This is a genomic window from Pedobacter cryoconitis (assembly GCF_001590605.1).
Taxonomy (GTDB): domain Bacteria; phylum Bacteroidota; class Bacteroidia; order Sphingobacteriales; family Sphingobacteriaceae; genus Pedobacter; species Pedobacter cryoconitis_A.
Genome location: NZ_CP014504.1, coordinates 785,126 through 797,743 on the forward strand (window position 1 = coordinate 785,126; position 12,618 = coordinate 797,743).

At 39.6% G+C, this 12,618-nt stretch carries 9 protein-coding genes; all 9 read left to right on the top strand.

Annotated elements, in window-relative coordinates; translation table 11 throughout:
• The first annotated feature begins 14 nt into the window (after positions 1 to 14).
• The 9 genes from AY601_RS03325 (at position 15) to AY601_RS03365 (ending at position 12,480) form a co-directional block, all read left to right on the top strand.
• Positions 15 to 1,121 (top strand): TlpA disulfide reductase family protein, encoded by a 1,107-nt coding sequence (locus AY601_RS03325; protein ID WP_068396431.1) that lies wholly within the window; start codon positions 15 to 17, stop codon positions 1,119 to 1,121.
• A 105-nt stretch (positions 1,122 to 1,226) separates the two neighbouring features.
• Positions 1,227 to 1,916, top strand: coding sequence for a response regulator transcription factor (locus tag AY601_RS03330; protein WP_068396433.1), 690 nt, complete (start codon positions 1,227 to 1,229; stop codon positions 1,914 to 1,916).
• 71 nt (positions 1,917 to 1,987) lie between these two features.
• Entirely contained in the window at positions 1,988 to 2,710 is a 723-nt protein-coding gene (locus AY601_RS03335; protein ID WP_068396435.1) for an RluA family pseudouridine synthase, read from the top strand.
• 11 nt (positions 2,711 to 2,721) lie between these two features.
• Entirely contained in the window at positions 2,722 to 4,512 is a 1,791-nt protein-coding gene (locus AY601_RS03340; RefSeq protein WP_068396437.1) for a chloride channel protein, read from the top strand.
• A 224-nt stretch (positions 4,513 to 4,736) separates the two neighbouring features.
• On the top strand, positions 4,737 to 5,408 hold the full coding sequence (locus AY601_RS03345; RefSeq protein WP_068396441.1) for a response regulator: 672 nt from the start codon (positions 4,737 to 4,739) through the stop codon (positions 5,406 to 5,408).
• Positions 5,409 to 5,431: 23 nt separating this feature from the next.
• Positions 5,432 to 6,787, top strand: coding sequence for a sensor histidine kinase (locus AY601_RS03350; RefSeq protein ID WP_068396444.1), 1,356 nt, complete (start codon positions 5,432 to 5,434; stop codon positions 6,785 to 6,787).
• A 102-nt stretch (positions 6,788 to 6,889) separates the two neighbouring features.
• Positions 6,890 to 8,200 carry a TolC family protein gene (locus AY601_RS03355; RefSeq protein ID WP_084359055.1) on the top strand — a complete coding sequence of 437 codons (1,311 nt, stop codon included), beginning with the start codon at positions 6,890 to 6,892 and terminating at the stop codon, positions 8,198 to 8,200.
• 9 nt (positions 8,201 to 8,209) lie between these two features.
• A complete protein-coding gene (locus tag AY601_RS03360) occupies positions 8,210 to 9,304 on the top strand; it encodes an efflux RND transporter periplasmic adaptor subunit (RefSeq protein WP_068396446.1) in 1,095 nt (364 codons plus the stop codon).
• Between the two features lie 32 nt (positions 9,305 to 9,336).
• Positions 9,337 to 12,480 carry an efflux RND transporter permease subunit gene (locus tag AY601_RS03365; RefSeq protein WP_068396449.1) on the top strand — a complete coding sequence of 1,048 codons (3,144 nt, stop codon included), beginning with the start codon at positions 9,337 to 9,339 and terminating at the stop codon, positions 12,478 to 12,480.
• Positions 12,481 to 12,618: the final 138 nt, after the last annotated feature.

The following is a 12,618-nucleotide window of genomic DNA, read 5'->3' on the forward strand; positions in this document are numbered from 1 at the left end:
TAGAGTATATAAATATGAACAGAATAGCCACCCTTTTAATCGTGTGCGTTGCATTTGTCGCTTGTAATGACAAAAGCAAATTTGAGATCAGCGGGAAATTTGAACACGCTAAGCCACAAGCAAAAGTTTATTTATACGGAATTAACAAAACAAGCGAGACACCGCTCGATTCTACAGTATTATCCAATAAAGGAGAATTTAAATTCAACAGAAGTACACCTGAAGTAGATTTCTTTAGAGTGAAGATTGAGAACAGCGAATATATGCTGATCGCTAAAAATGGAGATGTCATCAAATTAGAGGCAGATCTTGAAGATAAAAATCTTGCTTATAAACTATCAGGAGCAGCAGAAGCTGACAAACTGGAAGAATTGAATAAGAACAAAAATCAGTATGTGGCGAAGCTTGCAGCTTTACAGGCACAGTTTGAAGAAAATGTAGCGAATCAGCCGCACAACAGAGATGCTATCGCAAATCAAATGAGACCAGCGCTGATTAAAGAAAACGAAGGATTGGTAAACTATATTCTGAAATTTGCCATGGACAATACGACTTCCCTTGCTGGATTCTATGCTATCAACTCTTTAAATCCAAGTGATTATGAGAAAGAAATGATTGCATACTCAGAAAAAATCAAGAGTAATTTCAATAAAAATGAAGCAGTAACTGACTTTTTAGTGAGAATGGCTAAATTGAAATCTGTACAGATCGGACAGCTTGCGCCAGATTTTACCATGAATACACTGGATGGCAAAACGGTTAAACTATCAGATTTAAGAGGTAAATATGTTTTGCTTGATTTCTGGGCTTCCTGGTGCCAGCCTTGCAGACAGGAAAATCCAAATGTAGTAAAGGTCTATAACAAATATAAAGACAGGAAATTCACTATTCTGGGTGTATCCTTAGATAAGGATCCTGTAGCATGGAAACAGGCGGTAATTGCCGACGGATTAACATGGACGCATGCCAGTGAACTGAAAGATTTTGAAAGCCCTACAGTAAGAATGTACCAGGTTGAAGCTATTCCAAGCTCATTCATATTAGATCCATCCGGTAAAATCATCGCTAAAAACCTGAGAGCTGAGGAATTGGATACGTTTTTAGAAAAGACTTTACGTTAATCCTAATTCAATGTTAAACTATCAGGTGTCATTAACAATTTGTTAACTTACCTTTAACCTGGTTATGCAAATGATTACTTAATTTCGTAACAAATATTTAAAGACATGAGCGCCGTAAAACAAAAGATACTGATAGTTGATGATGAACCTGATATCTTAGAGTTAGTCGAATATAATCTTAAAAAAGAAGGTTATCAGGTTTACCTGGCCAGTAACGGACAGGATGGGATTGCAGTTGCGAAGAAAGTGCATCCTGATCTGATCATTCTGGATATTATGATGCCTAAGATGGATGGAATTGAAGCCTGCCGTCTGATGCGTGCTATTCCTGAGTTTAAAAATACTTTCATGGTTTTTTTGACTGCAAGAAGTGAAGAATACTCAGAAATTGCTGGTTTTAATGTAGGTGCAGATGATTATATCGCTAAACCAATTAAGCCGCGCGCTTTAGTAAGCCGCATCAATGCTATCTTGAGAAGAAATGTAAGTAATGATGAAGTTTCTGAGAACAAAGTTGAAATCGGAGATTTAGTGATCGACAGAGAGGCTTATCTTGTTTATCAGAGCGGACAAAAAGTAGTATTGGCAAAGAAAGAATTTGAATTGCTGTACCTGCTGGCTTCTAAACCTGGTAAAGTATATACAAGAGAGTCAATTCTTAAAAATATATGGGAAGATTCTGTAGTAGTCACTAACCGGACTATAGATGTGCATATCCGTAAATTGAGAGAGAAATTGGGCGAAACTTACGTGGCAACTGTTAAAGGAGTAGGGTATAAATTCGAACTTTCTTAATCATTTACATTCTTATTTCAAATGGTAAAGGATGAAATTGTACTTTTGTACTGTTTTATAAATCCACACCATTGAAATATCCTTCATTTAAAGACCTCATTCTATTCGAAGACGATAACCATATCGTTGTAAATAAGCCGCCATTTGTTGCCTCATTAGACGAGCGTGGCGGCTCAGGCGAAGTTAATATACTTCGCCTTGCAAAGCAGTATTCAGCTGATGCCCAGGTTTGTCACCGTTTGGACAAAGAAACATCAGGTGCAATTATCATTGCTAAAAACCCGGAAGCCTATCGTTCAGTCTCGATGCAATTTGAGAAGCGTAAAGTTCAGAAGACGTATCATGCCGTTGTTGACGGGTTGTTTACGTTTAAAGAGCTTTTCATTGACCTGCCTATCTTAAATGATGGAAACAGGAGCGTGACGATTGACCGTAAGGAAGGAAAGCGTGCTGAAACCATTTTTAATTCTATTAAGTTTTACAGACATTATACTTTAGTAGAATGTAAGCCGATTACTGGCCGCATGCACCAGATCAGGATTCACCTGGCTACCCAGCGTGCTGCAATTTGCGGGGATACTTTATATAAAGGTAAACCTGTATTTTTGTCCAGTATTAAAAAAGGGTACCGGATTGCAAAGGATGATGAAGAGCTTCCGATTATGAAGCGTTTCGCCCTGCACGCCAAACATGTGATTTTTAAAGGACTGGATGGGGAAGACATCGAAATTGATGCACCATATCCTAAAGACTTTGCTACACTGATTAAATTGTTAGATAAATTCGATTGCTAAACTCATAAGAAATGTACGTAAGATTGGTCAACTATCTTGACGCTTTAAATCAATACCGAAGGACAAAAATCTCCAATAGAAACTTCCTCGTTATAGCGGCCATGATAGTTGGCGTTTTGGCCGGACTGGCTGCGGCACTGCTAAAAACGATTACCCATCATATTGAAGACTTTTTACAGGACGGTTTTCACTGGCAATATAAGTATTACCTGTTCCTGGTTTTTCCATTTATAGGGATACTGCTTTCTGTAATGTATGTAAAGCGTTTTATCCGGAAAGGGAAATTCGAGACTGGTTTAACACCTTTATTGTATACCATCTCTAAAAAATCAAGCCGGGTAGAGCCCCATAATATCTATTCTCAGATTATCACTGCGGCCTTAACAGTTGGTTTTGGTGGATCAACCGGACTGGAAGCACCAATTGTAACTAGTGGTGGGGGTATCGGATCTGTTGTAGGGCGCTTTTTAGGACTCTCTTACCGCGAAACTACCATGCTGCTGGCTTGTGGTGCAGCTGCAGGTATTGCAGGCGCATTTAACAGCCCTATTGCGGGAATCGTTTTTGCGATTGAAATCCTGTTACCTGAATTTACTATTCCGGCATTTATACCGTTGTTACTTTCTTCGGCTACGGCTGCGGTTGTGGCGCGTTTCTTTTACAATGAACAATTGTTCTTTTTGGTTACCGAAGGATGGAAATTCAATTCATTAGTCTGGTATGTTGTACTGGCTGTGCTGATTGGTCTGTTTTCGATGTATTTTACCAAAGCCAATTATTTTATCAAAGGACTGTTTTATAAGATCAAACATCCTTATCAAAAGGTTGTAGTTGGGGGGATCGTATTAGGGGCAATGGTTTTCCTGTTTCCTACACTTTACGGCGAAGGATACATCACCATTAAAAATCTTTTGGGCGGAAATTATACGGCTGTCATTACAAACAGTATTTTTTCTGCTTATAGCAACATTCCTACCGTTGTCATTTTATTCACTGCGATTACGGTATTTGCAAAATCGGCAGCTACCCTGGTTACCCTTGGAGCTGGCGGTAACGGAGGGATTTTTGCACCCAGTTTAATTATGGGTGGATTGATCGGCTTTTTGCTTGCTTTCACAATTAATACTTTAGGAATTGCCCATGTGAATGTTTCCAACTTTATTGTTGCGGGGATGGCGGCTTCATTAAGTGCAATTATGCATGCACCGCTCACCGGAATATTCCTGATCGCTGAAATTACTGGTGGGTATGTACTGATGGTGCCTTTAATGATTACCTCAGCAATTTCTTATCTGATCAACAGAAGTACTAATAAATATTCTATTTATACCAAACCTCTTGCTGAAAGTGGTGAACTGATGTCTCATGAAGACAAAGACACTACGGTACTGCACATGATGAAGTTAAAATACCTGGTAGAGAAAGATTACCTGGTATTGAATGAAGAAGAAACTATTGCAGAAAAGCTGCCGGAGATCCTGCAGTCTAAAAGAAATATTTTCCCGGTCATTGCAGAAGACAAATCTTTTAAGGGTTTGATCTTTGTGGAAGATGTATTGAAAAAAGCAATCAATAATCCGGCTAATCCGGATTTAACGGTACACGATTTAATGCAGACAGCTCCTTCTATTGTATTCATTACAGATTCTATGAAAATTGTATTGAAAAAGATGGAAAAAGAGAATGCATGGCTGTTGCCTGTTTTGAATGAACAGGAAGAATATATTGGCTTTGTTTCCAAAACTGCGGTGTTCAATAAATACCGTGCTTTATTGAGCCGCCAGGCCGATTATATGGAGTAAATTTTAAGCGGCTCCTGTGTTTTTTGGAGCCGCATCATTTTCATACCTCCATTTTAATGTTGTTTTAATCTCCAGAAGCTTCATTCTCAGTACTATTCAATTCTTAACCCTTATTTAAGCTAATAAATTGATAATCAACATTAAAATCCTTTAATGTAGGTTAGAATCCTATGCGTTAGGGGTATCTTTGGGGCAATCAATATGCACTCATAATTAGAAGGAAAATGAATATTTTAATGATTGAAGATGAGCCTAAGGTTGCTGCATTTATTAAAAAGGGGCTGGAAGAACAATTAAATACTGTAACCGTTGCTTATGATGGAAATATGGGCTGTAAAATGGCCCTGGAGAACGATTATGAGCTGATTATATTAGATGTTATCCTTCCTTATCTGAATGGGATGGAAGTTTGTAAACAAATCAGGCAACTAAAAAAGGAAGTTCCTATTTTAATGCTTTCTGCTTTAAATACGGTAAGTGATAAGGTACAAGGGCTGGAGAACGGTGCTGATGATTATTTAACTAAACCCTTTCACTTTGCAGAATTGCTGGCCCGGATCAAAGCCTTAGGCAGACGCCGCGATCAGGTTTTACCAGGAACTATTTTCAGGATTCATAACCTGGAAATGGATTGTTACAAAAAGACTGTCACTCGTAATGGTAAAAATATCATTTTATCCGCTAAAGAGTTTACACTGCTTGAAGTGCTGATGGCTAATAAAGAGCGGGTATTGTCCAGAGTTTATATTGCTGAAGCGGTTTGGGGAATATCATTCAACAGAGGTACTAACCTGATTGACGTTTACATTAATTACCTGCGGGCTAAAATTGACAAAGGTTTTGATCAGCAACTGATCCATACTGTGATTGGAATGGGTTATGTAATCAAAGGATAATTAATGAAGTAAAAGCCATCCCGATGAAAGTTAAAAACAGACTGTCACTGCAATTTACCTTTATGTTTGCCATTTTACTTTTGGTGGTACTCACAGGTATTTATGTGCTTGTAGAACATAATCGCTTAAAGTCTTTTATGAATAAGCTCGATGAAAGAGCAGTAACAGTTGCGCAGTTTTATCTTGCCGAAGATAATTTATCAAAAGATATATTCCGCCAGGTTGCCAAAAAGTTCCCTCAATCACTTACCCACGAATCTATCCGGGTTTACGATGACAAGTTTAACTCCAAATTTACCAGAGAGGATTCTATTAGCTGGAAACACGATTTCCTGTCACAGATCGTTAAAAAGAAATCCATTCATTTGCGGCAGGGAGAGACGCAGATTACAGGGATTTATTATCCCGATAACTCAGGAAATTTTATAGTCGTGGTTTCTGCAATTGATGACCGGGGTTTGCATGATATGGAGCAGCTCAAACTGATCATGACGGCATTTTTTATCAGTTCTCTTTTTATTACTTTCTTCATCGGGCGTATCTTTGCGCGCATTTCATTGCAGCCTATCGTTTCCATTACAGACAACCTGAAAAGAATCAGGGCATCCAGCTTACACCATAGATTAAGCGTTAATCAGGCTAAAACTGATGAAACAGATAATTTATCTTCTGCTATTAATCAACTGCTGGAGCATCTGGAACAATCTTTTGAAAGTCAGAAGTCATTTGTTGCAAATGCTTCTCACGAATTGCGTACACCAATCACTTCTATATTAGGGGAGGCTGAAATCACTTTGATGAAAGAGCGCAGCCCTGAAGAGTATAAACATGCTTTGCTGGAAATTGTAGGCAGTGTAGAAAGGTTAAACTATATTATTAATAGTTTAATGGAGCTCATGCAAACCAATTTAGACAACAAAGATTTTCAAAGTATAAGAATAGACGAACTGATTTGGGAAATTGCAGATGAATTAGCTTTTAAGACCAATACTGATCCGGTTAAGATTAGCTATGATTTACCTGCCGATCAATCCAAAAGGACCTTACAAGGAAACAGGCAATTGTTATTTATTGCCATTAATAATATCCTTAAAAATGCGATTAAATTCTCTGTTGGCCAGGAAGTCTTATGTACAGTAAGTTATAAGAATCAACAAATGGTGATCGCTATCAAGGATACCGGTATTGGCATTAGTTCAGCCGATATTAAAAAGATATTCCAACCCTTTTACCGTTCAACCAATGCGTTGAATTTTTCGGGCTATGGGATTGGTCTTTCTTTAACCAATAATATTGTGAAGCAGCACAACGGTTCTATTCAGGTGGAATCAGTTTTAGGACAGGGTACTGTCTTCTATGTTTACCTGCCGATAAATTAGCCTGCATTAAAGCTTTCTAATGAACTTCTAATGCCCATATAATCTGTCCTTAAGTAGTCCCTAATACCCATACTATAGCTTTGTTGTTCAAATAATAAAGCTATGCAATTGAAATTTGTGCTCCCTGTATTGCTGTTAAATCTCTGTGGTTTTACCGGAATTGATTCAGTAATTGCAAGGGATGATGGAAGAAATGATACACGTGATTCCTTAAATATCACGATTAAACAGGCAGAAGACCTGTTTCTCAAAAATAACCTGAATTTAATAGCTGGTCAATATAATATTGACGATGCCAGGGCACAAGTGATTACCGCCCGCTTGTTCGATAATCCGGAAGTATCCTATGAGAACATATTATATAATTCCGCAAACAAGAGGATACTGGATGTCAGTAAACAAACCGGGCAGCGTGCTGCAAGTATCTCCCAGCTTTTTCAAACTGCGGGTAAACGGAATAAGAATATCCGGCTGGCCAAAATGGGTGTACAGCAAGCAGAATTTCAGCTTTTTGATCTTTTGCGTACGCTTAAATATACTTTGAGAACTGATTTTTATAAAATTTACTATCAGGAACAATCTGCAAAAGTATATGCCAGAGAGATCAGCTCTTTATCAAAAACCCTGGTTGGATTTAAGCAGCAATATGCTAAAGAGAATATTGCACTAAAAGAAGTATTAAGGATTCAATCTCAATTGTACACGCTTCAATCAGAGCTAAATGAACTGAAAGATGATATTGATGATGTCCAAAGTGAATTTAAACTGTTAACCCGTACCAATGCTAACCTGCAAATTGTACCTCAGCTTGAATTTAAGCTGGATGGCAAAGATGTATTGCAACAGGTTACCTATAAAAAACTGCTTGACTCTGCTTATACCAACAGGTACGATTTAAAGCTATCACATGCTGTGATTGAATCCAGTAACCTCAACCTCCGGCTGCAAAAGTCGATGGCTATACCAGACGTCACGATGTCGATCACTTATGACCGTTTTGCAGGTTATACGCCTAATTATACGGGTCTTGGAATCAGTATACCGCTTCCACTTTTTAACCGGAACCAGGGAAATATCAGACAGGCAAAAGTTGCGATTGATGTCAGTAAAAATGCTTTGGCACAACAGGAAGACCAGCTGCAAAGCGATCTGGATAATAGTTATCAGGCTGCGGATAGATTGGAGAGACTTTACAACAGCTTTGACCCTAAGTTTAAAGCAGACTTTACCCACCTGATCGAAGAGGTTTATAAGAGCTATGAAAAACATAACATCAGCTTGCTTGAATTCCTTGATTTCTATGATTCCTATAAAACCAATGCAATCCAGCTGAACAATCTGCAGCTTAACCGGATCAGCTCTTTAGAACAGTTGAATTTCGTTACCGGTACTCCATTCTTTAATCAGCAATAACCTCTTTATATGCATACTTATAAAATATTTACGTTGGCAGCTGCATTTGGTACTGCCACTTTATTATTCTCGTCTTGCACACGTCACGATGCAGCCTCAAAACCTGAAGATAATAAGTTTAAAGTCACAGATAGTTTATTGGGCAGTCTGTTAGTGGATACTGTTCAGCAGGCCAGTGCAATTTCTCAAATCACACTGACCGGGACGATAGAACCTGATGAAAATAAGGTTGCTAAAATTTATCCCATGGTGAGTGGGATCACTGAAAATGTAAATGTGCTGCTGGGAGATGTCGTGAGCAAAGGGCAGACGCTGGCCAGTATGCACAGTGTAGAAGTTGCTGGCTACTCAAAAGACCTGATTAGTGCAGAAGCAGATTTGAGGGATACCAAAAGAACGCTGGAGGCTACAAAAGACTTGTATCAGAGCGGCCTGGCTTCGGGTAAAGATCTGGAACAGGCAAAATCAGACTATCAAAAGGCATCGGCAGAAAATAGCCGGGCACATTCAGTGATGTCAATCAATAAAAGTGATCAGCGTGGTTACCTGATCAAAGCACCGATCAGCGGATATATTGTAGAGAAAAATATCACCAGCAATATGCAGGTGAGAGCTGACAACACAGAGAACCTGTTTACCATTGCTGATCTTTCTTCTGTTTATATCATCGTGAATATTTACGAGTCTGATATCACGAGCGTACAAACGGGTTATCCGGTTCAGATTACTACGCTGGCTTATCCGGGAAAAGTATTTACCGGGAAAATAGATAAAGTGTACAATATGATTGACAAGGACAATAAGTTAATGCGTGCCCGGGTGAAAATCAGCAATCCGGGAAATTTACTGAAACCGCAAATGTTTGCCAATGTAGTGGTACAGGCAAAATCAGGAGAGAACCTGCCGGTGATTAATACCCGTTCAATTGTACTGGATAATGACCGGAATTATGTAGTGGTTAAGGAGGGGAAATCGCAGGTACGTATACAGCCAATTACTGTTTCCAAACGTGTAGAAGACCGTGCCTATATCAGTGCAGGCTTAAAACCCGGTGATCAGATTATTGCGTCAAGACAGCTGTTCCTGTACGAATCTCTGAAATAACATGATCCGCTTAACCCGTTTAAATTCAAGCAATGAATAAAGTAATTAAATCAGTACTGGCTTTTTCTCTTAAGAACAAGTTCTTTATATTTTTCATGACGTTCCTGCTCTTGGTAGGAGGGTATTTCAGTTTTAAAAGCATTGCCATAGATGCGTTTCCCGATGTAACGAATACTTCACTGACTATTATTACCCAATGGCCCGGCCGCAGTGCAGAAGAAGTAGAAAAGTTTGTAACCCGGCCGCTGGAAATAGCGATGAACCCGGCACAGAAAAAAACATCCATCAGATCCTCTTCTTTATTTGGCCTTTCGGTAGTTAAAGTCACTTTTGAAGACAATGTAGAGTATGATTATGCGCGTTTACAATTGAATAATCACTTGGGCGATGCCGATTTACCAGAAGGCACAAAGCCTGAAATTTCACCGCCTTACGGGCCAACGGGTGAGATTTTCAGGTACACTTTAACCAGCAGCAAGAAGTCTGTTAAGGAACTAAAGACACTAGAAGAATGGGTAGTTGAACGTGAAATACGTTCTGTGCCTGGTGTAGCGGATGTAAATAGTTTCGGTGGCCCTACTAAAGCTTATCAGATTACAATTGATCCTGAAAAAGCTGTGCAGTATGGCGTTACGCCACTGGAAGTTTACGAGGCTGTTTCTAAAAGTAATATTAACGTAGGTGGTGATGTGATCGAGCAAAGCGGACAAGCTTATGTCGTGCGGGGAATTGGTTTGCTGAATAATATCAATGAGATTAAAAACATCATCGTTGATAATGTGAAGGGGACACCAATCTTTGTGAAAAACATCGGTGAAGTTACAGAATCCAGTTTGCCACCTCTTGGACAGGTTGGCCGTGATGGTGATCCTGATGTAGTGGAGGGAATTGTAGTGATGCTGAAAGGTGGAAATACAAATGATGTAATTCAAAGCCTTAAAGCAAAGGTTGATGAACTGAATAATAGTATTTTACCGGATGATGTAAAGATCAATGCTTTTTATGACCGGGAAGATCTGGTAGATTTTGCAACGCACACCGTGCTGCATAATATGGCTGAGGGGATTATTTTCGTCACTGTCATCGTGTTCTTGTTTATGGCCGATTGGCGGACTACCATCATTGTGGCTATTGTAATCCCACTGGCTTTACTCTTTGCATTTATCTGTCTGAAATTTAAAGGCATGTCTGCCAATTTACTCTCGATGGGGGCGATTGATTTTGGGATTATCATAGATGGGGCGGTCGTGATGATGGAAGGTATCTTTGTGGTACTGGATCATCGGGCAAAGAAAGAGGGGATGGAGAAGTTCAATAAGCTCAGTAAGTTGGGCATGATCAAAGAAGCTTGTCTGATCAATGGTAAAGGCATATTTTTCGCGAAATTGATTATCATTATTGGTCTGCTTCCTATTTTTAGTTTTGAAAAGGTAGAGGGTAAAATGTTTTCTCCTTTAGCCTGGACATTGGGTTTTGCTTTACTGGGTGCACTGATTCTGACTTTTACCCTGGTGCCGGTTATGGCCAGTGTCCTACTGAATAAGAATGTCCGTGAAAAGCGCAATTTTTTCGTAGAGTGGATTACCCGCAATTCCATGCGCCTTTTCAATATTTGTTTTAAAGGCAGGAAAATTGCCTTTCCAATAGCTATTGTCATCTTAGCAGTCAGTCTTTTCTGCTTTAAGTTTTTAGGTACAGAGTTTTTGCCGCAACTCAACGAGGGCACTATTTACGTGCGGGCAACCGGGCCTTTGAGTACTTCGCTGGGTGAATCTGTTAAACTCGCTAATGATATGCGCAGAACCTTCAGAAGCTTTCCTGAAGTTAAACAGGTTATTTCTCAAACAGGCCGTCCGGATGATGGAACAGATGCAACAGGATTTTATAACCTGGAGTTTCATGTGGATCTCTACCCACAAGAGCAGTGGAAAAGCAAAGAGAGTAAGCCTGAGTTGATTCAGCGCATGCAGGAAAAATTGAAGTTCTTTCCGGGGATTGATCTCAACTTTTCTCAGCCAATTTCTGACAATGTAGAAGAAGCTGTATCTGGCGTAAAAGGATCTATAGTAGTGAAGTTATTTGGTGATGATCTCAAATTTGTCGAAGAGAAAGAAGAGAAAATTTTCAAGATCATGAAGGATATTAAGGGAGTGGAGGATCTTGGGATTATGCGGAACCTGGGACAGCCAGAACTGCGGATTGATCTGGATCAGGAAAAAATGGCCTTTTATGGCGTAACTACCGCAGATGCGGGGGCGGTTATTGAAACGGCAATCGGCGGGAAAGCAGCCACACAGATTTACGAAGGGGAACGTAAGTTTGACCTGCGGATCCGTTATCCTGAAAACTTCAGGAACAATGCCAATGCGATCGGCGATTTAAGGGTGCCAACACTTTCGGGCAATAAAGTTCCGCTGCGGGAGATTGCTAGTATCAGAAAACTGGTTGGCCCGAGTTTGATTTACCGCGATAAGCATAAGAGATATGGTGCAATCAAGTTTTCTGTTCGCGGCCGGGATATGGGCAGTACAATTAAAGAAGCCCAGGACAAAGTAAATGCTCAGGTTAAGCTGCCTAAAGGTTATCATATAGAGTGGGCAGGAGATTTTGAGAACCAGCAAAGAGCAACTCAGCGTTTAACGCAGGTGGTGCCAATTAGTATATTGTTGATTTTCTTTGTGCTGTTTATCTTATTCGGAACCATCAAAGATTCATTACTCGTTTTAAATAATGTACCGTTTGCAATTGTAGGTGGTGTATTTGCATTGCTGCTTACGGGGATAAACTTTAGTATTTCTTCGGGGATCGGATTTATAGCTTTATTCGGGATTTGTGTCCAGAATGGGGTTATCCTGATTACCAAGTTTAAATCAAATATTAAGGAAATGCGGCATAATCATCCTGAATGGACGTTTATTGATGCGCTTAGAATTGGTGTGGAATCCCGCATCCGTCCGGTAGTGATGACTGCAATGATGGCAGCGATTGGATTATTACCAGCAGCCATGTCAACAGGTATCGGTTCTGAGACTTCTAAGCCACTGGCTACAGTGGTGATTGGAGGATTAATTTCTGATACTTTATTTAACCTGTTTATATTCCCGATTGTATTTTATTGGGCTTACCGTAAAAAGGTAATGAAACAAGATAAGCCTTATACCGCTATTGCTGAATAGCACGGATTAAAGAAGGACTATCCGGGATCATATTGTGTTCGGTGTTGAGAAGGGGTTGGTAAGGCTATTGGCCTTACCAACCCCTTCTCAACACCGAACACTTATAGAGGTTAAAGCATTCCATTATTGTTGGAACTT